The 21,882-nt window shown below is 64.1% G+C and carries 23 protein-coding genes; 10 read left to right on the top strand and 13 right to left on the bottom strand.

What is annotated here, in order from left to right; genetic code table 11:
• Positions 1 to 61: 61 nt before the first annotated feature.
• The gene (locus AC1D1F_RS07340) at positions 62 to 916 is read left to right on the top strand and encodes a LysR family transcriptional regulator (RefSeq protein ID WP_477696527.1); all 855 of its coding nucleotides are present in this window, start codon (positions 62 to 64) and stop codon (positions 914 to 916) included.
• Between the two features lie 155 nt (positions 917 to 1,071).
• Here the strand turns inward: AC1D1F_RS07340 and AC1D1F_RS07335 are convergent, their stop codons facing one another.
• Complete coding sequence (locus tag AC1D1F_RS07335; RefSeq protein ID WP_477696539.1) at positions 1,072 to 1,176, bottom strand: transposase; 105 nt, start codon at positions 1,174 to 1,176, stop codon at positions 1,072 to 1,074.
• Positions 1,177 to 1,325: 149 nt separating this feature from the next.
• Positions 1,326 to 1,835: a winged helix-turn-helix transcriptional regulator gene (locus tag AC1D1F_RS07330; protein WP_477696528.1), complete on the bottom strand. Its 510-nt coding sequence runs from the start codon at positions 1,833 to 1,835 to the stop codon at positions 1,326 to 1,328.
• A 144-nt stretch (positions 1,836 to 1,979) separates the two neighbouring features.
• On the opposite strand from AC1D1F_RS07330, the gene AC1D1F_RS07325 reads away from it, so the two are divergent.
• The 3 genes from AC1D1F_RS07325 to AC1D1F_RS07315 are packed head-to-tail and all read left to right on the top strand — an operon-like array spanning position 1,980 to position 3,564.
• The gene (locus AC1D1F_RS07325) at positions 1,980 to 2,378 is read left to right on the top strand and encodes a nuclear transport factor 2 family protein (RefSeq protein ID WP_477676638.1); all 399 of its coding nucleotides are present in this window, start codon (positions 1,980 to 1,982) and stop codon (positions 2,376 to 2,378) included.
• An 11-nt stretch (positions 2,379 to 2,389) separates the two neighbouring features.
• Positions 2,390 to 2,908, top strand: a complete 519-nt coding sequence (locus AC1D1F_RS07320) for a DUF3237 domain-containing protein (protein WP_477676639.1) — start codon at positions 2,390 to 2,392, stop codon at positions 2,906 to 2,908.
• A 26-nt stretch (positions 2,909 to 2,934) separates the two neighbouring features.
• Complete coding sequence (locus AC1D1F_RS07315) at positions 2,935 to 3,564, top strand: LysE family translocator (protein ID WP_477696529.1); 630 nt, start codon at positions 2,935 to 2,937, stop codon at positions 3,562 to 3,564.
• Positions 3,565 to 3,584: 20 nt separating this feature from the next.
• Here the strand turns inward: AC1D1F_RS07315 and AC1D1F_RS07310 are convergent, their stop codons facing one another.
• Complete coding sequence (locus tag AC1D1F_RS07310) at positions 3,585 to 4,487, bottom strand: LysR substrate-binding domain-containing protein (protein WP_477676641.1); 903 nt, start codon at positions 4,485 to 4,487, stop codon at positions 3,585 to 3,587.
• A 107-nt stretch (positions 4,488 to 4,594) separates the two neighbouring features.
• Here AC1D1F_RS07310 and AC1D1F_RS07305 point away from each other — a divergent pair, with 107 nt between their 5' ends.
• Positions 4,595 to 4,999 (top strand): tautomerase family protein, encoded by a 405-nt coding sequence (locus AC1D1F_RS07305; protein ID WP_477676642.1) that lies wholly within the window; start codon positions 4,595 to 4,597, stop codon positions 4,997 to 4,999.
• A 16-nt stretch (positions 5,000 to 5,015) separates the two neighbouring features.
• Here AC1D1F_RS07305 and AC1D1F_RS07300 read toward each other — a convergent pair whose 3' ends face one another.
• The 7 genes from AC1D1F_RS07300 to AC1D1F_RS07270 all read right to left on the bottom strand — a co-directional run bounded on the left by AC1D1F_RS07300 (position 5,016) and on the right by AC1D1F_RS07270 (position 13,376).
• Positions 5,016 to 6,308: a YbfB/YjiJ family MFS transporter gene (locus tag AC1D1F_RS07300; protein WP_477700687.1), complete on the bottom strand. Its 1,293-nt coding sequence runs from the start codon at positions 6,306 to 6,308 to the stop codon at positions 5,016 to 5,018.
• Between the two features lie 92 nt (positions 6,309 to 6,400).
• The gene (locus AC1D1F_RS07295; protein WP_477676644.1) at positions 6,401 to 7,444 is read right to left on the bottom strand and encodes an adenosine deaminase; all 1,044 of its coding nucleotides are present in this window, start codon (positions 7,442 to 7,444) and stop codon (positions 6,401 to 6,403) included.
• 79 nt (positions 7,445 to 7,523) lie between these two features.
• Positions 7,524 to 8,681, bottom strand: a complete 1,158-nt coding sequence (locus tag AC1D1F_RS07290) for a BMP family ABC transporter substrate-binding protein (RefSeq protein WP_477696531.1) — start codon at positions 8,679 to 8,681, stop codon at positions 7,524 to 7,526.
• Between the two features lie 98 nt (positions 8,682 to 8,779).
• Positions 8,780 to 9,700 (bottom strand): ABC transporter permease, encoded by a 921-nt coding sequence (locus tag AC1D1F_RS07285; RefSeq protein ID WP_477676646.1) that lies wholly within the window; start codon positions 9,698 to 9,700, stop codon positions 8,780 to 8,782.
• The gene (locus AC1D1F_RS07280) at positions 9,700 to 10,812 is read right to left on the bottom strand and encodes an ABC transporter permease (protein WP_477676647.1); all 1,113 of its coding nucleotides are present in this window, start codon (positions 10,810 to 10,812) and stop codon (positions 9,700 to 9,702) included. Before AC1D1F_RS07280 ends, AC1D1F_RS07285 begins: the two co-directional genes overlap by 1 nt.
• Positions 10,799 to 12,358: an ABC transporter ATP-binding protein gene (locus AC1D1F_RS07275; RefSeq protein WP_477696532.1), complete on the bottom strand. Its 1,560-nt coding sequence runs from the start codon at positions 12,356 to 12,358 to the stop codon at positions 10,799 to 10,801. The genes AC1D1F_RS07280 and AC1D1F_RS07275 overlap by 14 nt, the downstream gene beginning before the upstream one ends.
• Before the next feature lie 85 nt (positions 12,359 to 12,443).
• On the bottom strand, positions 12,444 to 13,376 hold the full coding sequence (locus AC1D1F_RS07270) for a LysR family transcriptional regulator (RefSeq protein ID WP_436157984.1): 933 nt from the start codon (positions 13,374 to 13,376) through the stop codon (positions 12,444 to 12,446).
• Between the two features lie 69 nt (positions 13,377 to 13,445).
• Here AC1D1F_RS07270 and xdhA point away from each other — a divergent pair, with 69 nt between their 5' ends.
• From xdhA to AC1D1F_RS07255, 3 genes are all read left to right on the top strand, one after another.
• On the top strand, positions 13,446 to 14,912 hold the full coding sequence (gene xdhA / locus AC1D1F_RS07265) for a xanthine dehydrogenase small subunit (RefSeq protein ID WP_477676649.1): 1,467 nt from the start codon (positions 13,446 to 13,448) through the stop codon (positions 14,910 to 14,912).
• Between the two features lie 77 nt (positions 14,913 to 14,989).
• A complete protein-coding gene (gene xdhB / locus AC1D1F_RS07260; protein ID WP_477696540.1) occupies positions 14,990 to 17,317 on the top strand; it encodes a xanthine dehydrogenase molybdopterin binding subunit in 2,328 nt (775 codons plus the stop codon).
• A gap of 204 nt (positions 17,318 to 17,521) precedes the next feature.
• Entirely contained in the window at positions 17,522 to 18,277 is a 756-nt protein-coding gene (locus tag AC1D1F_RS07255) for an SDR family oxidoreductase (RefSeq protein ID WP_477677815.1), read from the top strand.
• 122 nt (positions 18,278 to 18,399) lie between these two features.
• Here the strand turns inward: AC1D1F_RS07255 and AC1D1F_RS07250 are convergent, their stop codons facing one another.
• Positions 18,400 to 18,738 (bottom strand): antibiotic biosynthesis monooxygenase, encoded by a 339-nt coding sequence (locus AC1D1F_RS07250; RefSeq protein ID WP_477677816.1) that lies wholly within the window; start codon positions 18,736 to 18,738, stop codon positions 18,400 to 18,402.
• 100 nt (positions 18,739 to 18,838) lie between these two features.
• Between AC1D1F_RS07250 and soxR the strand changes: the two genes are divergently transcribed.
• On the top strand, positions 18,839 to 19,318 hold the full coding sequence (gene soxR / locus AC1D1F_RS07245; RefSeq protein ID WP_477677817.1) for a redox-sensitive transcriptional activator SoxR: 480 nt from the start codon (positions 18,839 to 18,841) through the stop codon (positions 19,316 to 19,318).
• 9 nt (positions 19,319 to 19,327) lie between these two features.
• Here soxR and AC1D1F_RS07240 read toward each other — a convergent pair whose 3' ends face one another.
• Entirely contained in the window at positions 19,328 to 19,828 is a 501-nt protein-coding gene (locus AC1D1F_RS07240) for an ester cyclase (RefSeq protein WP_477677818.1), read from the bottom strand.
• A gap of 143 nt (positions 19,829 to 19,971) precedes the next feature.
• On the opposite strand from AC1D1F_RS07240, the gene AC1D1F_RS07235 reads away from it, so the two are divergent.
• Entirely contained in the window at positions 19,972 to 20,553 is a 582-nt protein-coding gene (locus AC1D1F_RS07235; RefSeq protein ID WP_477677819.1) for a TetR/AcrR family transcriptional regulator, read from the top strand.
• Between the two features lie 21 nt (positions 20,554 to 20,574).
• Here AC1D1F_RS07235 and AC1D1F_RS07230 read toward each other — a convergent pair whose 3' ends face one another.
• Complete coding sequence (locus tag AC1D1F_RS07230; RefSeq protein ID WP_477677820.1) at positions 20,575 to 21,837, bottom strand: Nramp family divalent metal transporter; 1,263 nt, start codon at positions 21,835 to 21,837, stop codon at positions 20,575 to 20,577.
• Positions 21,838 to 21,882 lie beyond the last annotated feature (45 nt).

The raw sequence follows: 21,882 nt of genomic DNA, 5'->3' as shown, positions 1-21,882 counted from the left end.
GTGGCATTGATTAATTATGAAAATTAATCGTCATAATGTTTGAAATCACAAAAATTTGTTAATGCAGAACTTTTCAACCGAACTGCTGCGGACATTTGTAGCGATCATTGATGAGGGCAGCTTCACCGCAGCCGGGAGCCGGCTTGGATTTACTCAGTCGGCCGTAACAGCTCAGATCAAGCGGCTTGAGGCCCAGGCGGGATGTCAGTTGCTAACTCGCAATACGCGATCAATGGCTCCGACGCCTCAAGGTGAAGTCATGCTCCAAGGGGCACGAGAAATCCTCTCATTGCATGGGTCGCTGCGGGAGCAGTTGGGCATCACGCAAGGGCTTGGCGGACGCCTGCGGATTGGCATATCTGAGGGTTACCTCAGCCTGTCGCTGGCTGGCATGCTTCGACGCTTCAAAGAAAAGCACCCTGGCGTCCAAGTTGAGATGCATGTTGATGCCACCAAGGTGCTGGTTGACCAGCTCAATGAAGAGCTTCTTGATGTTGTCCTCGGTGTTCATTGTGGTGGTGATTCTGTTGCAGATTCCTTATGGAGCGAGAGTCTGGTATGGGGTTATTGCGACACCGCCCCGCTTCCTCCGGCCGGTCCTTTGCCCATGATCTTTCAACCGGAACCGTGTCCCTACAGGTCGGCGGCGATCTCCGCACTTGCCGCAAGAAGAACATCTTGGCGTCTTGCATGCATGAGTCCCAGTTTCAGCAGTTGCCTGACCGCCGCTCGGATGGGACTTGGAATATTGACCCTGCCTCGTAGCGATCTGTCACCAGGCTTAAGAGACATTGGTGCGGAAGCCTCCCTTCCGGATTTGCCGAATGCAACTCTTTCGCTCTGGTACCCACCCAATGGGCCGACTCGTGCTGCGCTCCTGATCGCAGATTCTCTAAAAGGTGCCTCTAGGCGGTAGGCCAGGCAGAAGTTCCCCCATTCCGGCCACCCGTTCCAGCGTAATAGCCAATTGCCGCGCCAGCGTATGCAGGAGGCGCTGCTGTTCCGGAATCATGAGTCATCGGGATTACACGGGCTTTTGGGCCAACACACCGCGAATGCGCTTGGGCGCCTTCAGTGGCAGGTAACCCCGGTACCCACCTGCCGCGGCGTCAATCCGACCCAAGAGGCAAACTGACGGCCGAATTTGAATATCGAGAAGTCCCCGGCCGCAGCCACCAATGGTGGGGCCGTCAAATCCCCAGTGCCCCGGAATTTGCTGTGTTGCCGCCGACGGAAAATTGACAGTCTCGCTGTCAAGATTCAGCCCGCGGCAGCAGTTAGGCATTAACTGGCAAGGCCAGCAGGCGCAAACAGCGCAGCGATCTCTAGCAACTTTTGAAGACTTCCATTCGTGCCTGCCGTTCGGCGCCGAACGATCCGCTCAGCCTGGCGGACAGATTTTCCCTGCGCATCACCTCTCCGCACGCTAGGCAGGTGGGACCCAAGCCTGGATCCTGGCCACACGGAATGTGCGTGTATTGAATCGCGACTTCTTCTTCATCGGACTTGCACCAGGTCTCTCCCCAAGCGCGTAGGGCCAGAAAGACAGGATAAAAGTCCTTTCCCATCTCGGTCAGGTGGTACTCGTGGCGCAGGGGCCTGTCGTTGTAGGGTCGGCGCTCGATCATGCCGTCTGCTTCTAGCTTCTTCAATCTCGTCGTAAGCATCTGAGGAGTAGCTTGGGTATGTGCCTGAATCTCTTCGAAACGACGAGTCCCCAGGAACAGTTCTCGAAGGACAAGCGTGGTCCAGCGGTCGCCGACGACGTCCTGAGCTCGGGCAATAGGGCAAAGTGTTCCCTGTTTTATTGATGGTGAAGCGGGCGGTTTAGTCATTTTTACGATCATACCCCTTGTAACTATGAAAATCATAGGTACAGTATCGCCTATTCCGGAGAAGGTTTAAAGCCGCTTCCTTGCGAACTGCGGAATCAATGGCACTTTCGCCAACAACACTGCATGACATCGAAAGGTTTCCTCATGTCTGAACTTACGAAACTGGATCTCGCCGCCATCGCCGACCGCTACGCCGCAGCTTGGCTTTCTCATAGTCCGGAGGCGATTGTCGCGCTGCACGCGGATGAAACGAGCTTTCAGGCGCATGGCCGCGGCACTGAGGTGAAAGGCAAGACCGCGCTGCTGAAGGAGTTCGCCGAGGTGTTCGAGCGATATCCCAACTTTGGGGTGGAGACGCATCGCCTCCTTCTGGGAGAAGGGCATTGGACCCTCGATTGGGACCTGACTTTCCAGCCGCCTGGCAAGGAGCGCAGGAAGTTTCACGCGCTGGACGTCGTGGAAGTGAATGGCGACGGACTGGTCACCCGAAAAGATACCTTCTTTGATTTTGTGCAAGTCAAAGCGGCGCATGAAGCGAAATGATGGACAGGAACATGACAAACGCGAAAGCTCCTGCTGCCGGTGACGCGACACTACCGTTGTTCGACCGGGCGTTGATCAATACCTTGCCGGTGGAGCATCTGTGCGACCTCAGCATCGATCTGGAGCTCGGCCAAGCGATCGCGACCCCTCTCGGCACCCGTTTGACCTTCGTGGTCAAAGGCGGCCGCTTCCAAGGTCCGCGCTTACGGGGTGAAATGCTTCCGGGCGGCGGCGACTGGGTTTCCGTCGGGGCCGACGGAACCAGCCGTATGGACGTTCGCGCAACCTTGCGCACCGACGACGGTGTCCTCATTCACTACGAGTCACACGGGATTCTCAAATTCCCGCCGAATAGCCGCCAGCGCCTGGCCAAAGGCGAACGCTTGTCCTTCGACGAGAGTTACGTGCGCCCAACGCCCAGGTTTGAGACGTCCGACGAACGCTACGCATGGCTTTGCTCAATCGTCACCGTCGGCTACGGCGAATACGGCCCGGGCCGCATCGATCACAGGATGTTTCACATCCTGTGACATGCCCTGCGCACAAGCGAAGAGCAATGCCCACACTTGAGACTTTCCTTCTGTTCGCGATTGCCGACATGGCATTGAAATTCACGCCAGGTCCGGACATGGCGCTGACGCTCAGTCGGGGAATGACCCAGGGTTTCCGTTCGGCGTGGATAAGCGCTCTCGGAACCAGTTGCGCAGGACTCGTGCAGATACCCCTGGTTGTCTTGGGACTCGCGGCTCTGTTTTCACAATCTCCACTGCTGTTCTTGATCGTCAAGACTGCGGGCGCGCTGTATCTTGTCTATTTTGGGGTCCGCGCGCTGTTTCGTAGCCGCCGGAGCCGGCCTCTAGACGCACACCCTCCGAATGCCAGTGACCGGGAGATTTTCCTGCAGGGGTTCGTCACCAATCTGTTAAATCCCAAGGTCCTGTTGTTCATGGTGGTCTTTCTGCCCCAGTTTTCTGATCCGTCACTCGGACCGCTCTGGCTCCAAATAGGGGTGCTTGCGCTTTACCAAAAAGTTTCAGGCCTCGTCACTTATGCATTCTTCGGCTACGCAGCCTCACGCATTCGCAACTGGGTCATTCACAACCCGTGGTTTGTTCGGACACAGGAGGGGCTTATTGGTGCAATGATGATCGGCATTGGAGGCTGGATCGTGCTCAGCCGTGATTAGCGGGCCCTTTTTCAGGTCTTTCAGGCTATTCGGCCGCCCCAGGGCAAGGGCGTGTCACGCGCCTGGGCTGCCAGCCAGGCGCAAAACTTGTCCAGCTTCCGATCGGGGCTGTCCAGTCGGCGCTTCGCGACGTACTGGTAACCGCTTTCCTGAAAGCCGAGCGGCGCCACCAGGCGGCCGGCCCGGATATCGTCTATGACCAGGTGCCAGGGCGCGATGCAGATACCCAGCCCCCCAACGGCCGCCTCCAGCGTGAAGTAGTAATGCTCGAACGCCGGGCCAGCCCGCGCAGGCAGGGCGCGGCCCGTCGACTCGCACCACATCTGCCAGGCATTGGGACGGGTTTTGGTATGCAGCAGCGGCTGGCTGGCCAGGCCTTGCGGTGAACGCAGGTCCATGCCGGCGGCGAGCGCGGGCGCAAGAACCGGCCCCAGCCGTTCGGCAAAGAGGGGGAGCAGTGCGGCGGACTCATCGCTCATGTGGTCTTGCGCCGTGATCACCAGGTCGTAGCGGTCGCGATCAACGCCGGCACGCTCCGCAGCGCTCAGCCTGATCTCGATATCCGGGTGCAGCGCGTTGAAACCGTAAAGGCGTGGAATCAGCCACTTGACGGTGAAAGTGCTGAAGCAGGACACGTCCAGCGTTCCGGCCTCGCTGCTGCGCACTTCTCGCACGGCGGCTTCCATCTGGTCCAGCGCGGCTGAAAGCGCCGGCCGCAGCGAGGCGCCGGCGGCCGTCAGCTGCGGCTTGTTTTTGGCGCCTTCGAACAGCGGCACGCCCAGCGCCTGCTCGAGTTGCCGCACCTGCCGGCTGATGGCGCCAGGGGTGACAGAGAGTTCTTCGGCGGCCGCCGTCATGCGGCCCAGCCGGGCCGCGGCTTCAAAGGCGCGCAAGGCGTTCAGGGGTGGGAGGCGGCGCGTCATTATTGTGAGTTTATGGCACATACAGCGTGCCGACAAATCGTTTGGCCGGGCCACACCTGATTGGCAGAATTCGCACCAGTTGTTTACTTTAATTGAGGAAAAATCACATGTCTTTTATCCGCACCAGCGTCCACCAAAGCACCAGTACCGAACACCGGCAGGGCATCGTCGACGGCATCCACGAGGCCCTGGTCGAGAGCATCGGCATGCCGGAAGACGAGCTCTTCAACCTGGTGAACGACTACGATGCGCGGCAGTTTTTCTTCAACCGGACCTTCAACGGCATGGCGCGCTCGGAGCGGCCGGTGGTCGTCGAGATCACCCTGCGGCGCGGCCGCAGCGATGCGATGAAACGCGCGCTCTATGCGGCCATTGCGCGCAATTTAAAAGCCAATGCCGGTGTCGCGCCCGACGACGTTTTTATCTTCATGCACGAGAACGACTACTCGGACTGGTCGGTGGGCGGCGGCAAGTTCGCCATGGCGCTGGTGCAGCAGCCCGGCCCGGGCTGAAAAGAACACGCCTTGCTTATTTGCCGACCGCGGCATGGCCGGCCGGCAGCGCCGGCAGCACCGGATAGGCCCTGGCCATCCACAGGTACATCACCGCGCCCACCAGCAGCGAAGCGGCGGCGATCTCCAGCGACAGCGTGAAACCCGCGCCCGCGTTTGGCGTGCGCTTGAGCAACACCGCGACCAGCGGTGGGCCGAGGATTTGCCCCACGCCGTAGGTGGCGGTCAGCAGGCCCATGAAACTCGCGGCCGTGGCGGGCTTGAGGCGGCGCACTTCCTGCATCGCAAAAAAGGTGATGGCGGTAAACGGCATGCCCAGCATCAGGCTGCCGATGGCAAAGCCCGCGAGGCTGGGGCTCCAGAGGCTGGCCGCGATGCCCAGGGCCTGCAAGAAATAGCAGCCCGCCAGCAGCAGGCGGAAATCCTTGCCCGGCGGCAGCCGGGTGGCCAGCAGCGCACCCAGCATCACGCCCAGGCCGAAGATGGGCCAGAACATGTCCAGCCAGGCCGAGCCCGGCAGGGCCGCGCGCGCGATCACCGGCAGAAAAGTGGCGGTGATGATGTAGCCGAAACCGGCCAGGCCGTAGGCCAGCGTCAGCAGCGTCATTTCGGCATGGCCGTGGTGCTGGGGCGCCGCACCGGGCAAAGCAGCCGCGCGCGGCGCCAGCGCGACGAGGCGCTCGTCGCCGCCGCGCAGGATGTGCCACACCAGGGCCGCCAGCACAAACGACAGCGCGCCGAACAGCATCCAGCCCGTGGCGGCCGTCCAGTGCCAGGCCACCATGCCGGTGGCGAACAGGCCGCTGAGCACAATGCCGGCGCCCGGGCCGACATAAATGATGCCGCCCATCGCGGGAACGCCGCGTTTGGCCAGCTGCGACAGGCACCAGCCCGAAGTAAATACAAACACCACCGCGCTGGTCACGCCTGCCGCGAAACGCAGCAGCGGCCACGCGGCGGGGAAGTGCCAGCACATGCTCAGCGTGAGCACGCCGGTCGCGACCAGCCCGGCGCGGACCAGCGAGGAGTAGGCCAGCGAAGGCAGCCCCTTGAAGCGCGCCCATAACCAGGGCTGCAGCGTACAGAGGATGGCGCCCAGCATGTAGCCGAAGTAGTTGGCGCTGGCCAGCCAGCTGGCCGTGGGCAGGTCAACCACGCCGTCGCTGAGCATCATGGGTAGCAGCGGCGTGAAGGCAAAGCGCCCTATGCCCATGGCGACGGCCAGCGCCACCAGCCCGGCGAGGGCGATGGGCCAGGCGCCGTGCGGCGCGGGGGAAGACTCTTGATGCGGCTGCGATGTGGAGGCCATGCCCGGGGGTCCTTGCTTGCTTCAGGGTTCTACCCGGATCATACGTTTGGGTCGCTGCCCAGGCAGGCGCCGACGGAAATAACCCCGCGCGTTCAGCGAAAGCGCTCGAAGCTTTCGTTGAGGCGGTCCACATAACGCGCCTTGGCCGGGGCCTCGATAAAGCTGGCCTCGAAGCTGTTGCGCGCCAGCATGTAGGCATGGCGGGCATCCATGCCGGTGGCCGCGAAGGTCTGCGTGAAGTTCTCGTTCATGTAGCCGCCAAAGTAGGCCGGGTCGTCCGAGTTGACGGTGGCCGCCAGGCCGGCGTCCAGCAGCTCGCGCAGGTTGTGGCTGGCCAGGTCAGGGAACACGCAGAGCTTGAGGTTGGACAGCGGGCACACCGTCAGCGCGATGCGGTCCCGGGCCAGGCGCTGCATCAGCAGCGGGTCGCGGCTGGAACGCACGCCGTGGTCCACGCGCTCGACCTTCAGCACGTCCAGCGCCGTCCAGACGTATTCGGGCGGACCTTCTTCGCCCGCATGGGCCACGAGGTGAAAGCCCAGCTCACGGCAGCGCGCGAACACGCGCGCGAACTTTTCGGGCGGATTGCCGACCTCGCCCGAATCCAGGCCTATGCCGATGAATTTATCGCGGAAGGGCAAAGCCTGCTCCAGCGTTTCAAATGCGTCCTCCTCGCTGAGATGGCGCAGGAAACACAGGATCAGCGAAGCGCTGACGCCCAGCTCGGCCTGCGCATCCACGCAGGCGCGGTGCAGGCCGGTGATGACGGTTTCCATGCTCACGCCGCGCGCCGTGTGCGTCTGCGGGTCGAAAAACATCTCGGTGTGCACCACGTTGTCGGCGGCGGCCCTGCGCAGGTAGGCCTGCGCCATGTCGTAAAAGTCCTGCTCGGTGATCAGCACGCTGGCGCCGGCGTAGTAAATGTCGAGAAAGCTCTGCAGGTTGGTGAAGGCATAGGCGCTGCGCAACTCTTCGACGCTGCGGTAGGGAATCTCCACGGCGTTGCGGCTGGCCAGCGCGAAGATCAGCTCGGGCTCCAGCGAGCCCTCGATGTGCATGTGCAGTTCGGCCTTGGGCATGCGCCTGAGCAGTTCGGGCAGGCGGTCGGCGGCTACGGTTTTGACGGAAAAAGTCATGTCGGCTCCCTAAACAAAAAAGCTGCCCGAAGGCAGCTGAGGCATCTCACATTCTGCCTGCCCCCGCAGGGGCGAAGCATCAGTTGCCGGGTACTTTGCCCTCAACACCCTTGACATAGGTCTTCAGGCCGCCCAGGAATTTGTCGTCGGCCACCACGTCTTTCGCCAGCAGTTCCTTGCCGGTGTTGTCGGTGATCGGGCCCTTCCAGATCGAGAAGCTGCCGTCCTTCAGGCCGGCCTTGACCTCGTCGATGCGCTTCTTGGTGTCATCGGGCACGTCGGCGGCAATCGACACGATGTCGATCGCGCCTTCCTTGACGCCCCACCAGGCGGCGGTGTTGCCTTTCCATTTGCCTTCCAGCGCCTCACCCACGGCCTTGACGTAGTACGGGCCCCAGTTGATCACGGCCGAGGCCAGGTGGGCCTTGGGGCCATAGGCGGTCATGTCGGAGTCCCAGCCGAAGGCGCGCTTGCCCATTTTTTCGGCGGTCTGCAGCACGGCGGAGGAGTCGGTGTTCTGGAACAGCACGTCGGCGCCGCCATTGATCAGGGCGGTGGCGGCTTCGGTTTCCTTGGGCGGGTTAAACCATTCGTTGACCCACACCACCTTGGTCTTGACTTTGGGATTGACCGACTGCGCGCCCAGTGTGAAGCTGTTGATGTTGCGCACCACCTCTGGAATCGGCACCGAGCCGACCACGCCCAGTGTGCCGGTCTTGCTCATCTTGCCGGCGATCACGCCGGCCATGTAGGCGCCTTCGTAGGTGCGGCTGTCATAGGTGCGCATGTTGTCGGCCTGCTTGTAGCCGGTGGCGTGCTCGAACTTCACGTCCTTGGTGTCGCCGGCGACCTTGAGCATGGGTTCCATGTAGCCGAAGGTGGTGCCGAAGATCAGCTTGTTGCCCTGGGCCGCCATGTCGCGGATCACGCGTTCGGCGTCGGCCGACTCGGGCACTTTTTCGACAAAACTCGTGACGACCTTGTCGCCGTAAGCCTGCTGCACCGCCTTGCGGCCGTTGTCGTGCGCATAGGTCCAGCCGCCGTCACCCACCGGGCCGACATAGGCGAAAGCGATCTTCAGGGGCTCGGCCTTGGCGCCGGGCGCCGAAGCGGCTGGTGCGGTGGCGGAAGCTGCCGGGGCGGCCTCTTCCTTTTTGCCGCAGCCCGCCAGGGCCGCCGCAGCCACCGCGGACAGGGCCGCCAGCTTGAGCAGGGAACGTTTTTGCAGGTCAGTCATGTCATCTCGCTTTCGTGGAAGGAAGGTGAAGAAAGTCAAAAGCTAAAAAGGCGCGTCGAAAAAAAAGCAATTATGCGGCGGAAACCCGGAACAGGCTCTCATGCGCCGGGGTAAAACGGCTTGCCGATGGAGCTGGGCATGTTGACGCGAATCCACAGCGGGTTGCGCGAAATCAGCACCAGCACCACGATGGTCGCCAGGTAGGGCAGCATGCTCAAAAACTGCGTGGGCACGTTCACGCCCAGGCTTTGCAGGTGGAACTGCAGCATGGTCACGCCGCCGAACAGGTAGGCACCAAGCAACACCCGTGCCGGGCGCCAGGTGGCGAAGGTGGTGAGCGCCAGCGCGATCCAGCCCTTGCCGGCGATCATGCCCTCGACCCACAGCGGCGTGTAGGCCACCGACACATAGGCGCCGGCCAGGCCGCACAGCGCGCCGCCGGCCACCACGGCCGCCAGGCGTATGCGCCGCACCGAGTAGCCCAGCGCATGCGCCGATTCAGGGCTTTCACCGACCGAGCGCAGCACCAGGCCGGCGCGCGTGCGGTACAAAAACCAGACCAGCCCGGCCGTCAGCGCCATCGCGATATAGACCATGGGGTGCTGGCGGAACAGCGCCGGGCCCAGCAACGGGACGTCGGCCAGGAAAGGAATCGGGTAGTGCGCCTGCTCGGGCAGTTTTTCCTGCACGTACTTGATGCCGGCAAAGGCCGAAAAACCGCCGCCGAACAGGCTCAGCGCCAGGCCGGTCGCGTACTGGTTGGTGTTGAGCCAGATCACCAGCACGCCGAAGATCGCCGCAAGGAAGGCCCCGGCCGCCATGCCGGCCGCGAAGCCCAGCCAGCTGTTGCCGGTGTGCACCACCGTGGCAAAGCCGGCAATCGCGGCGCACAGCATCATGCCTTCGGCGCCCAGGTTGACGATGCCGGCTTTTTCATTGATCAGCAGGCCCAGGGCCGCGATGGCCAGCACGGTGCCGGCGCTCAGCGTCGCGGCGATCAGCAGCGCGGTCGAATCCATCACGCGCCTCCTTTCAGGACTTCGGCAGACGGCGGCGTGGCCACCGGCATGGTGATGGGTTTGGCCAGCTTCAGGCGGTAGGCGATCAGGGTGTCGCAGGCCAGCAGGCTGAACAGCAACAGGCCCTGGAACACGCCGGTGATGGACTTGGGCAGGCCCAAGCGCGACTGCGCGAGCTCGCCGCCGATGTAGAACATGCTCATCAGCAGAGCCGAGAACACCACGCCCACCGGGTGCAGCCGCCCGACAAAGGCCACGATGATGGCCGCAAAACCATAGCCCGCCGGCACATAAGGCGTGAGCTGGCCTATGGGGCCGGCCACTTCCAGCGCGCCGGCCAGGCCCGCGGCGCCGCCGGACGTGAGCAGTGCCAGCCACAGCGCGCGGCGCGACGAGAAGCCGGCGTAGCGCGCCGCCGCGGGCGCCAGGCCGCTGACTTCATGCCGAAAGCCCGCGTAGGTGCGAAACAAAAACAGCCACAGCCCCGCCACGCCCAGCAGCGCCAGGATGATGCCGATGTTCACGCGCGAGCCCTGCATCAGGCGCGGGATCTGCGTCACGGCCTCAAAGGTCTTGGTCTGCGGGAAGTTGTAGCCGTTGGGGTCTTTCCAGGGGCCGAAGACCAGGAAGTTGAGCACCATGTCGGCCACATAGACCAGCATCAGGCTGACCAGGATTTCATTGGCGTTGAAGCGGTCGCGCAGCAAGGCGGTGATGCCGGCCCAGGCCATGCCGCCCAGGATGCCGGCCAGCAGGACGGCGGGGATGATCCACGGGCCGGTGGTTTTTTCCGCCAGCAGCGCGATGCCGCCGGCCGCGACCGCACCCATCACGAACTGGCCTTCGGCGCCGATGTTCCAGACGTTGGAGCGAAAGCACACGGCCAGCCCCAGCGCGATGATGAGCAGCGGCGTGGCCTTGACCAGCAGCTCGCCGATGGCATACGGCGACTTGATGGGTTCCCAGAAAAACACCTGCAGGCCCTTGGCCGGGTCCTTGCCCAGCGCCACGAACAGCGCCACGCCTATCAGCACCGTGATCAGCAAGGCCAGCAGGGGCGAGGCGTAGCTCCAGAAGGAAGACGGCTGCGGGCGGACTTCAAGCTGCGGCATGCGAGGCCTCCGTCTGCGTCCACAGGCCGCTCATCCACTGGCCCACCCGCTCCACCGTGGCCTCGGCGCGCGGCAGCGAGGGCGAGAGCTGGCCCTTGGCCATCACATACAGCCGGTCGCAGATGTCAAACAGTTCTTCCAGCTCTTCGCTGACCACCAGCACGGCGCAGCCGGCGTCGCGCAGCTTGAGCAGTTCGCCGCGTATCTGCGTGGCCGCGCCCACGTCCACGCCCCAGGTCGGCTGCGAGACGATGAGCAAGGCAGGTTTCGCGTCGATCTCGCGGCCCATGATGAATTTCTGCAGGTTGCCGCCCGAGAGCGACTTGGCCACCGCCTGCGGCCCGCCCGACTTGACCTTGTAGGCGGCGATGATGCGCTCGGCCTGCGCCTGCAGCGCCGTGCCGTTCAGCCAGCCGTTGCCGGCGACGGACTCCTTGCGCGTCAGCAGCAGGTTGCGGGCCAGCGAGAGCGAGGGCACGGCACCACGGCCCAGGCGTTCCTCAGGCACACAATGCAGGCCCAGCGCGCGCCGCCTGCCCGGCCCCAGCTTGCCCACGGGCTGGCCCTTGACCATGATCGCATCGCCGGCGGCGCGGGTGTCTTCACCCGACAGCGCGTAGAGCAACTCCTTCTGGCCGTTGCCCGAGACGCCGGCAATGCCGACCACCTCGCCGGCGCGCACCTGCAGGGCCACCTGGTGCAGGTCCACGCCGAACTGTTCTTCCTTGGGCAAATCGAGCTGCCTGACGTCCAGCACCACGGCGCCGGCGTGCAATTCGCGGTGCTCCAGCGCGGGCGGCTCGGCGCCTATCATGAGGCGGCTCAGCGAGGCGTTGGATTCCTGGCGCGGGTCGCATTCGCCCGAGACCTTGCCGCCGCGCAGCACCGTGCAGGCGGTGCACAGCGCGCGGATTTCATGCAGCTTGTGGCTGATGTACAAAATGCTGCAGCCCTGCGCGGCCAGCTGGCGCAGGGTGACAAACAGGTTTTCGACCGCCTGCGGCGTCAGCACCGAGGTCGGTTCGTCCAGGATCAGCAGCCGGGGATGCGTGAGCAGCGCGCGCACGATCTCCACGCGCTGGCGTTCGCCCACGCTGAGTGTGTGCACCGGCCGCGTCGGGTCCAGCTGCAGGCCGTAGGCTTGTGTGGTCTCGCTGATGCGTTTGGAGACCTCCGCCAGGCTCAAATGTTTATCCAGCCCCAGCCAGACGTTTTCGGCCACCGTGAGCGTGTCGAACAGGCTGAAATGCTGGAACACCATGCTGATGCCCAGCGCGCGCGCCTCGTGCGGGTTGCGCACCGTCACGGGCTGGCCGTCCATTTCCACGGTGCCGGCGTCGGGCCTGACGGCGCCGTAGATGACTTTCATCAGGGTGGACTTGCCCGCCCCGTTCTCGCCGAGCACGGCGTGGATTTCGCCGGGCCGCACGGCCAGCGAGACATGGCTGTTGGCCACCACGCCGGGATAACTTTTGCTGATGCCCTCAAGCCGCAGGCGCGGGGGCGGCCCGGCAGGGCTGTCGGTCTGGGGCGGTGTTGCGGTCATTGTCTCGTGGTGTCCCGTTTTTCGTCTTTTATCTTCTGGTCTTCTATTGTCTTATGGCTCGCATCGCCGGCCCGGCTGGTGACAGCTATTCCTTGCGCAGCATGGACGCCACCGACTTGACCCGGTCGCGCAGCCATTTCGCGGCGTTGGAGGCGTGCGTGCGTTCATGCCAGAGCTGGTAATACATCATGCGGGGGAAGGCGACCGGGCTGGGCAGTATTGTGACCGGCAGGATGCCGGCAAAACGTTCGCAATACTGGCGGCCGGTGGTCATCACCAGCAAGCTTGATGCCACCATGGACGGCATCAGGCCGAAATGCGGGCAGCGCACCGTGATGTTGCGCGACAGGCCCAGCGTGTCCAGGTGTTCGTCGATCACGCCCTTGGCGCCCGGGTGCAACGCCGAGGGCGCGATGTGCTCGGCCTCCAGCCAGCTCGCGCTGTCCCAGCCGCGGCGCACCGCCGGGTGGTCCTTGGCCACCAGGCAGACCACCTCGTCGCCGAACAGGCGCGCCATGTGCAGGTCGTCGGGCGGCGCGGCCCAGTTGCCGATCACGATATCAGCCTGGCCCTGGGCCAGCTGCGCGCGGTAGTCGGAGTCGGCCGACAGCGGCTGGATCTCGATGCGGCAGCGCGGCGCCTGCGCCTTGACCTGCGCGACCAGCTGCGGCAGGAACAGGGGATCGAGGTAGTCGCTGGCCGCCAGGCGAAAGGTGGTGTCGGCCGTGGCCGGGTCAAAGCCCCGGGCGTCGCTGAACAGCATGCCGGCCGCGCGCAATATGCTGGCCGAGGGCTCAATCATGCGCAGCCCGGCGTCGGTGGGCACCATGCCCGCGCCTGAGCGCACCAGGATGGGGTCGCCGGCCAGCGCGCGCAGGCGCTTGAGCGCCGCGCTGACGGCGGGCTGGTACATACCCAGGCGGATGGCGGCGCGTGATACGCTGCGTTCAGTAAGCACGGTGTTCAAGACCCTGATGAGATGGAGGTCTATCTTGTCGAAAAGCGCCTGGTCTTTCATACCCATTCACCCATGCGCTTGATATGGGCTTTGATATGCCGGGCACGGCGCGAGTGTTTAACCTGAAGCATGGCTGTCCCACTTTTTTCCAGACCTATCCGCTTCATCCGGCGGGGCGAGGTTGTTTCCGTCAGCAATGTACCACCCAGCCGCACCCTGCTGGAGCTGCTGCGCGAGGACCTGGCCTGCACCGGCACCAAGGAAGGCTGTGGCGAGGGTGACTGCGGCGCCTGCACCGTGGTGCTGGGCGAGGCCGAGGGCGGGCAGGTCAAGTACCGCGCCATCAACAGTTGCATACGGCTGGCGCACTCCATTGACGGTATGGCGTTGTGGACCGTAGAGGACCTGGCTCAGGACGGGGTCCTGCATCCCGCCCAGCAAGCCATGGTGAATGAACATGGCTCCCAATGCGGCTTCTGCACCCCCGGCTTTGTCATGAGCCTGTTCGGCATGTACCAGAACCATGTGTGCCAGGGCCAGCCCATCACCCGGGAACTCGCGCAGGAAGAACTCTCGGGCAACCTCTGCCGCTGCACCGGCTACCGGCCCATCCTGGATGCCGCGCAGGCCATGGCCGCGCTGCCGCCCGTGAAGGTCGATGAAAGCGCCCTGCTGCGCCAGCTCCGGTCGGTCCGTTCCGAGCCGGGCGTGACCGAGGCCGAATACCTGGCCCCGCGCACGCTGGCCGGCCTGCTGCAGGCCCGTGCCGACCAGCCCGAAGCCCAGCTGGTGGCCGGCTGCACCGACGTGGGGCTCTGGGTCACCAAGATGCACAAGGAGTTCGGCCAGGTGCTGGACGTCACCCAGGTCGAGGAACTTCGGCGTATCGAGCACTACCCGCATCACATCGCGATAGGCGCGGCCGTGACGCTGACCGACGCCTATGCCGCGCTGGTGAAAGACCGGCCGCAATTGCACAACTTCGCGGCCCGTTTTGCCGGCTTGCCGGTGCGCAACTCGGGCACGCTGGGCGGCAATGTCGCGAATGGTTCGCCGATCGGCGATTCCATGCCGCTCTTGATCGCGCTGGGGTCGAACGTGGTGCTCATGAGTGTGCGCGGGCATAGGGAGATGCCGCTGGAGAAGCTCTATACCGGGTATCGCAAGAATGTGATGGCGGCGGATGAGGTGCTGGCGTGGATCAAGGTGCCCAGGCCTCAGCCCGGGGACGCGATGAAGGTCTACAAAATCTCCAAGCGCTATGACGACGACATCTCCGCCGTCTGCCTGGCCGTCAATCTGCAAATTGAAGACGGCAAGGTCATCACCGCCTCGATAGGCGCGGGTGGCGTCGCCGCCACGCCGGTGCGCGCCATCCAGACCGAAGCGGCGCTGGCGGGCCAGCCCTGGACCCATGCCACCGTCCGCCAGGCCATGGCCACCTTGCGCGCCGAGTTCTCGCCGATCTCCGACATGCGCGCCTCGGCAGCCTACCGCAGCGAGGTGCTGGGCAACCTGCTGCAGCGCTACTGGCTTGAAAGCCAGGGCCTGCAGCAGATCAACCTGGCGACCTTCCGGCTGGAGGAGGCGGCATGAACGCCAAGGACATTCCCGTCAGCCGCGACGCCGTGGCCGACCCGGAACTGCGCACGGCCAATGCCCGCGCCGACAGCATGCCGCCCGCCGACCCGGCCGAAAAACGTTCGCTGGCCCGCCAGCCCGCCGCCACGCGCGCGGCCGGCCGTTCCACGCCGCATGAAAGCGCGCGCGCGCAGGTGGCCGGCGCGGCCACCTATGTCGACGACATTCCCGAACTGCGCGGCACGCTGCATGCGGCGCCTATTCTGTCCACGGTAGCGCATGGAAAGCTGCTGGGCGTCGACACCACCGCGGCGATGGCCATGCCGGGCGTGCGCGACATAATCCTCGCGCGAGACATTCCGGGCGACCCGGTGCTAGGCAATTTTTCACATGACGAACCGGTGTTTGCGCAAGACACGGTGCAGCACATAGGCCAGGTCATAGGCGTGGTGGTGGCGGACACCGTCATGCAGGCGCGCCGCGCCGCGCGCAAGGTGGTCTGCACCATCGATCCCCTGCCCGCCCTGCTCAAGGTGCAGGACGCGCTCAAGGCCGAAAGTTATGTGCTGCCGCCGGTCTTCGTCAAACGCGGCGACGCGGCCGCCGCCCTCAAAAAGGCGGCGCACAGGTTGCAAGGCACGCTCGAAGTTGGCGGCCAGGAACACTTCTACCTTGAAGGCCAGGTCGCCTACGTCGTGCCGCAGGAGCAGCAGCAATGGCTGGTGTATTCCAGCACCCAGCACCCCGGCGAAATCCAGCACTGGGTATCGCACGCGCTGGGCATCGCCAACCACGCGGTGCGCGTCGAATGCCGGCGCATGGGCGGCGGCTTCGGCGGCAAGGAAACCCAGTCAGGCCAGATGGCCGTCTGGGCCGCCATCGCCGCCCACAAGCTGCACTGCCCCGTCAAGCTGCGGCTGGACCGCGACGACGACTTCATGGTGACCGGCAAGCGTCACCCCTTTACCTACGAATACGACGCGGGTTTTGACGCCACCGGCCGCCTCACCGGCCTCAAGCTCATGATGGCGGTCAACTGCGGCTTCAGCGCCGACCTCTCGGGCCCTGTGGCCGACCGCGCGGTTTTCCACGCCGACAACGCCTACTTCCTCGAAGACGTGGAGATCGCCTCCTATCGCTGCAAGACCCACACGCAGAGCAACACCGCTTTCCGCGGTTTCGGCGGGCCGCAGGGCATGATCGTCATCGAGGCCATCATGGGCGACATCGCGCGCACCCTGGGCCTGGACCCGCTCGACGTGCGCAGGCGCAACCTCTACGGCATCGGCGAGCGCGACGTCACGCACTACCAGATGAAGGTCGAGGACAACATCCTCGAACCGCTGCTGGCAAAGCTCGAGCAGTCCTCGCAATACAGGCAGCGGCGTAAAGCCATCGCCACCTGGAACAAAGCCAGCCCCGTCATCCAGCGCGGCATCGCCATCACGCCCGTCAAGTTCGGCATTTCGTTTACCGCCACGCTGTTCAACCAGGCCGGCGCGCTGGTGCATGTCTACACCGACGGCAGCGTGCAGGTGAACCACGGCGGCACCGAAATGGGCCAGGGCCTGAACACCAAGGTCGCGCAGATTGTGGCCGACGAACTCGGCGTGCCGCTGGCCCAGGTTCTGGCCACGGCCAGCGACACCAGCAAGATTCCCAACGCCTCGGCCACCGCGGCCTCGGCCGGCACCGACCTTAACGCGCGCGCCGCGCAGTACGCGGCCCGCAACGTACGCGACAACCTCGCGCAGTTCGTCGCCGGCCTGGACCGCTGCGGCGCGGGCGCCGTGCAGTTCGAAGGCGGCGAGGTCATCACGCCGGCAGGCGCGCGGCTTTTCACCGAAGTCGTGAAGCTGGCCTATGCCAACCGCATCCAGCTGTGGAGCGACGGCTTTTACCGGACACCCAAAATCCACTACGACAAGGCCACGCTGACCGGCCGGCCGTTTTATTACTTCGCCTACGGCGCGGCCTGCACCGAGGTTGCCATCGACACGCTGACCGGCGAAAGCCGCGTGCTCAAGGTCGACATCCTGCACGACGTCGGCACCAGCATCAACCCGGCGATCGACATAGGCCAGATCGAAGGCGGCTTTGTGCAGGGCATGGGCTGGCTCACGACCGAGCAACTGGTGTGGAACGACAAGGGCCTGCTGAGCACGCATGCGCCCAGCACCTACAAGATTCCCGCGACCGGCGACGTACCGGAACATTTCAAGATCGATTTGTGGCCGGAACCGAACCGCGAAGACAACGTCTTCGGCAGCAAGGCCGTGGGCGAGCCGCCGCTGATGCTGGCGATCAGTGTGTATGAGGCCTTGCGGGATGCGATCTCGTCGGCGCACCCGGGACGGACTGTGGTGCTGGAGGCGCCGGCCACGCCTGAGCACGTACTGCGGGCGCTAACCCTCCCCTAGCCGGGATTTCTTGCTCCCTCTTCCAGAGGGATACATCGCCATTGTTGGCCCACCCGCAACAGTGAATTCAAAAACCGTGCCCTTATGAAGCCGCGGCCCGGCCCCAGTTGCCATGCACGGCAAGCCGGCCGTGCTTCTTTCTTTTGAACGCGTGCCGGCGCCGAGCGGACCTACCCAACCATCCTTGAAAGCATAGAGAACGGCATGAGCACACCTTTGAATACCCAAATCGCCTTTATCACCGGCGGCAACCGCGGCCTGGGCTTTGAAACCGCCAGGCAGCTTGGCAAGCTCGGCATTCTGCCGGTGATCGGCGTGCGCAGCGAACAGGCGGGCGTTGATGCCGTGGCCAAATTGAAGGCCGACGGCGTGACGGCCGAGTCCATCGTGTTTGACGCGACCAAGCCGGCCGACCGCGCCAGGGCTACGGACTTTTTCCAGGCACGGGCCGGCCGGCTGGACATCCTGGTGAACAATGCGGGCGTTTTCCTGGAAGGCGAGCCCGGCGTGAGCCATCCTTACACCGCGGCTACCCTGCCCGAGAAAGTGCTGCGCGACACCATGGAGACGAACTTCTTCGCCCCGGTGGCGCTGACGCAGGCGTTGCTGCCGCTGCTGAAAAAAGCGCCGGCCGGCCGTATCGTCAACCTGGCCAGCATCCTGGGTTCGCTGACCCTGCATTCCGACCCGGCGTCGCCGATTTATGAAATGAAGTCGACGGCCTACGACACCTCGAAGACGGCGCTGAACTCGTATACCGTGCAGCTGGCCTATGAGCTCAAGGACAGCAGCGTGAAAGTCAACTCGGCTCATCCCGGTTGGGTGCACACGGAAATGGGCGGCCCTTCAGCACCCATGAATGTGGAAGACGGCGCCAAGACCAGCGTGCGCCTGGCCACCTTGCCGGCCGAAGGCCCCAGCGGCGGCTTCTTCCATATGGGTGACGCCCTGCCCTGGTAAGCCGTGGGCCCGCGAAACAAAGCGACCCTCGGGTCGCTTTTTTGTTTCAGGGGGACGGCAAGGGCTACCACGCAGTTGCGGCAGCGCTTCGGCGCGACCAAGGGCTGATCCGCGCCTGAAGCTCAAGCCTCGTGGTACATCCCCGAATCCCCACGCACCCCCAGCTTCTTCCTGAAAGCCTGGATGTCAAAGCCCTCGCTGGCAAGCTGCTGTTGCATGACGGCCTGGGCCGCGGCGACAGCGTCGGCGCTGGCCCATTCGACCACCGTCACCACGTCAAATTCGCTGCTGTCACCGGTCTGGGTCAGCACATGTTTTTGCAGGCAGCCCGGCAGAGCGCCCAGCATGCGCTGGACATGGTGGATGCGCTCGACAAACGCGGAGATCGATTGCGAAGGCACCACAAATTTGTCGATGCGGAACACGGACGTGGATGCGGGGCTTGAAGATTCACCTGGCATGAGACAACTCCTTTGAAATAGGCCGAAATGGCTTGCGAAACCCCGAGTCTGGAACCTCAAGTAAAGTTGAGGTCAAGCACTATTTGCAAAAAGGATTCCCATGGGCACGGAACTGGAACAGGCCGGCATCTTCCCCACACTTTCGGTCGGCGACATGGCGCGCCGCAGCGGCGTGGCGGTATCCACCCTGCACTTTTATGAAACCAAGGGCCTGATCAGCAGCACCCGCACCGAAGGCAACCAGCGTCGCTATGCACGCGAAATGCTGCGGCGCGTGGCCTTTGTGCGCGTGGCGCAGCGCGTAGGCATCGCACTGGCCGACATCGAAGCCGCCCTCGCCACCCTGCCCGCGAAGGCCGCGCCCAGCCGCGCGGACTGGGAACGCCTGTCGGCCGCCTGGCGCGCCGACCTGGACGAGCGCATGGCGCAACTCAAGAAACTGCGCGACACGCTGGACGACTGCATAGGCTGCGGCTGCCTGTCGATCGACAAGTGCCGGCTGCGCAATCCCTATGACAAGCTGGGCGACAAGGGTGCAGGGCCGCAGCGCTTGTGGGTCATGCGCCGGGATGGCGCCTAGGGTCCGGGATCACTTGGCCCGCAACTGGCCCAGGGCCAGCAGCCAGTTCTCCATGTGCCAGGTCCGGGCGATTTTGCCGCCCTCAACGGTCTGGATGTCGATGGCCGAGATCTTGAAGCTCTTGCCGCCGTAGGGTACGCCAAAGAAGTCGCCGGAGGGCGTGCCGCTCACTTCGCCGCGCACGATCACCCGGTTTCCGGACACCAGCACTTCCTTGATGTCGAACTTCATGTCGGGGATGGTTTTGGCAAAGTTGGCGATGGTCTTGATCGACTGTTCGCGTCCCCAGCAGCCACCGGGCACATCTTCCGGGCCCCAGCAGGTCTTGTAGTCCGGCAACACAACTTTGTCGTGCTGCGCCCCCACATCGCCCTGGAAAGGCTGGTTGAACATCGCATACCAGGGCGCGATGGCGGCCCGGGCCTGCGCTTCAGTCAGCGCTTGGGCCGGGGCGGCGAATGCGGCGGCGGAAGTCATGGTCGCGAAGGCGAGGCGAAGAAAGGTTTTCATGGTAATGCCGGGTTTGGTTGTTGGGAGTACAGGAGGGCGTGGAGGAAAGCCTTTGTCATTCTGAATTACGATCATCATCCACATCAGGAATGATGACGGTCATAATCCAGACTGTCAAGTCACCGATGTGAGGTTTTTTCCGAATGGGCCATTCCAAGGCAAACAAGGCCGAGAGCCGCGACCGCGTGGTACGCACGGCCGCCGCGCGCTTTCGCGAGTCAGGCATCGACGGCATCGGAGTCGCCGATCTCATGAAGGAGGCGGGCCTGACGCACGGCGGGTTCTACCGCCACTTCGCCTCGCGCGACGAACTCGTGGCCGAGGCGGTGGAGCGCGCATTGCTGGACGGCGGCCGCGCCGTCCAGGCCGTGGAGAACCTTCAACAGTCGCCGGCGGCCGTTCTGGCCCTGCTGGTCGACGGCTACCTGAGCGCCGCGCACCGCGACAGCCTGGCCACCAGTTGCGCCGTCACCACCCTGGCGGGCGACGTGGCCCGCAGCAATGAGCGGGCGCGCAGCGCCTATACGCAACAGGTCGGCAGCTATCTGGCGCTGCTGACCAAGCTTATCGCCGGTGAAAAGCAGAAGTCCAAACGCATGAAGGCCATCGCAGCCCTGTCCACGCTGGTGGGTGCGGTCTCCATGGCGCGCGCGGTGAACGACGAAAAGCTCTCGCGGGAAATCCTCAAGTCGGCGGCCGACGCGCTGAAAGCTCAGTTCGAGTGATGTTCCTGCACGGGCCGCGCCCTATATGAGCGAGCGAAACAAATCCAGCAACATCATCAGCACCGCAAACCCCATCACCACCACCCCACCCCAGCCAAACCAGGTGGTCTTGAAACCCGAGGTGAAATTGCCCATCACCGATTTGCGGCCGGCCAGCAGCATCAGGCCGGCCATGATGGGCACGGCCACCACGCCGTTGATCACCGCGCTCCAGTAGAGCGCCTTCATCGGGTCAATGCTCGTGAAATCCATACCGGTGCCGACCACGGTGGCGATGACGATGATGGCGTAAAAGCGCTTGGCCTCGTACCAGTGGCGCTCCAGGCCCTCGGGCCAGCCGAAGGCTTCGGCCACTGCGTAGGCGGCCGACGAAGCCAGCACCGGCACGGCCAGCAGGCCGGTGGCGATGATGCCGCCGGCAAACAGCGCAAAGGCAAAGTCGCCGGCCAGCGGCCGCAACGCCTGGGCCGCCTGCGCGGCCGAGATCACGTCATGGATGCCGGCCGCATACAGCACGGCGCCGCCCAGCACCATGATGAAGAAGGCAATGGCGTTGGAGAAAAACATGCCGATGTAAGTGTCGCGCTTGACGCGGCGCAGGTCGCGGCGGATTTTCTTTTCGGCGCCGAGCACGCCGCCCTTCAAGCGCAGTTCTTCCACCTCTTGCGAGGCCTGCCAGAAAAACAGGTAGGGCGAGATCGTGGTGCCCAGCAAGGCGACGATCATCATCCAGTAGCCCGAGGTCCACTGCAGTTTGGGAACGACCAGGTCGTGCAGCACCTGGGCCCACTGCACCTGCACCAGGAACACGGCGATCACATAGGCAAACAGGAAGAGCGTCAGCCACTTGAGGATGGGCGCCAGCTTGCGGTAGGGCACGAAGACCTGCAGCAGCACGGTGATGATGCCGAAGGCCACCGCATGGAAATGATTGCCGCCGCCCACGGCCAGCTGCAGCGCCTCGCCCATGGCGGCGATGTCGGCCGCGATGTTGATGGTGTTGGCCACCACCAGCAGAAACACCATGCTCATCAAAAAGGCGCGCGGCGTGTGCTCGCGCAGGTTGGCCGCCACGCCCTTGCCGGTCACGCGCCCGATACGGGCGCTGACTAACTGGATCGCGATCATGAAGGGCAAGGACAGAAACACCGTCCACAGCAGCCCGGTGCCGAACTGAGCCCCTGCCTGCGTGTAGGTGGCGATGCCGGAAGGGTCGTCATCGGCGGCGCCGGTGACAACGCCCGGGCCGACATGGCGCAGGAAGGAGGGGATGCGGTTCAACATGCGCGCGAGGCTAACACGGCTCGATGAGGCCAAACTTAATTCGTA

This window comes from Polaromonas sp. P1_H6 (assembly GCF_056405195.1).
Note: the sequence above shows the minus strand (reverse complement) of the source record. Positions and strands in the feature narration are given on the sequence as shown.

Bases quoted from the DNA above. Each gene is read 5' to 3' on its own strand.
- AC1D1F_RS07340 (WP_477696527.1), top strand. From the start codon at position 62: ATGCAGAACTTTTCAACCGAACTGCTGCGGACATTTGTAGCGATCATT.
- AC1D1F_RS07330 (WP_477696528.1), bottom strand. From the start codon at position 1,835: ATGACTAAACCGCCCGCTTCACCATCAATAAAACAGGGAACACTTTGC.
- AC1D1F_RS07325 (WP_477676638.1), top strand. From the start codon at position 1,980: ATGTCTGAACTTACGAAACTGGATCTCGCCGCCATCGCCGACCGCTAC.
- AC1D1F_RS07320 (WP_477676639.1), top strand. From the start codon at position 2,390: ATGACAAACGCGAAAGCTCCTGCTGCCGGTGACGCGACACTACCGTTG.
- AC1D1F_RS07315 (WP_477696529.1), top strand. From the start codon at position 2,935: ATGCCCACACTTGAGACTTTCCTTCTGTTCGCGATTGCCGACATGGCA.
- AC1D1F_RS07310 (WP_477676641.1), bottom strand. From the start codon at position 4,487: ATGACGCGCCGCCTCCCACCCCTGAACGCCTTGCGCGCCTTTGAAGCC.
- AC1D1F_RS07305 (WP_477676642.1), top strand. From the start codon at position 4,595: ATGTCTTTTATCCGCACCAGCGTCCACCAAAGCACCAGTACCGAACAC.
- AC1D1F_RS07300 (WP_477700687.1), bottom strand. From the start codon at position 6,308: ATGGCCTCCACATCGCAGCCGCATCAAGAGTCTTCCCCCGCGCCGCAC.
- AC1D1F_RS07295 (WP_477676644.1), bottom strand. From the start codon at position 7,444: ATGACTTTTTCCGTCAAAACCGTAGCCGCCGACCGCCTGCCCGAACTG.
- AC1D1F_RS07290 (WP_477696531.1), bottom strand. From the start codon at position 8,681: ATGACTGACCTGCAAAAACGTTCCCTGCTCAAGCTGGCGGCCCTGTCC.
- AC1D1F_RS07285 (WP_477676646.1), bottom strand. From the start codon at position 9,700: ATGGATTCGACCGCGCTGCTGATCGCCGCGACGCTGAGCGCCGGCACC.
- AC1D1F_RS07280 (WP_477676647.1), bottom strand. From the start codon at position 10,812: ATGCCGCAGCTTGAAGTCCGCCCGCAGCCGTCTTCCTTCTGGAGCTAC.
- AC1D1F_RS07275 (WP_477696532.1), bottom strand. From the start codon at position 12,358: ATGACCGCAACACCGCCCCAGACCGACAGCCCTGCCGGGCCGCCCCCG.
- AC1D1F_RS07270 (WP_436157984.1), bottom strand. From the start codon at position 13,376: ATGAAAGACCAGGCGCTTTTCGACAAGATAGACCTCCATCTCATCAGG.
- xdhA (WP_477676649.1), top strand. From the start codon at position 13,446: ATGGCTGTCCCACTTTTTTCCAGACCTATCCGCTTCATCCGGCGGGGC.
- xdhB (WP_477696540.1), top strand. From the start codon at position 14,990: ATGCCGCCCGCCGACCCGGCCGAAAAACGTTCGCTGGCCCGCCAGCCC.
- AC1D1F_RS07255 (WP_477677815.1), top strand. From the start codon at position 17,522: ATGAGCACACCTTTGAATACCCAAATCGCCTTTATCACCGGCGGCAAC.
- AC1D1F_RS07250 (WP_477677816.1), bottom strand. From the start codon at position 18,738: ATGCCAGGTGAATCTTCAAGCCCCGCATCCACGTCCGTGTTCCGCATC.
- soxR (WP_477677817.1), top strand. From the start codon at position 18,839: ATGGGCACGGAACTGGAACAGGCCGGCATCTTCCCCACACTTTCGGTC.
- AC1D1F_RS07240 (WP_477677818.1), bottom strand. From the start codon at position 19,828: ATGAAAACCTTTCTTCGCCTCGCCTTCGCGACCATGACTTCCGCCGCC.
- AC1D1F_RS07235 (WP_477677819.1), top strand. From the start codon at position 19,972: ATGGGCCATTCCAAGGCAAACAAGGCCGAGAGCCGCGACCGCGTGGTA.
- AC1D1F_RS07230 (WP_477677820.1), bottom strand. From the start codon at position 21,837: ATGTTGAACCGCATCCCCTCCTTCCTGCGCCATGTCGGCCCGGGCGTT.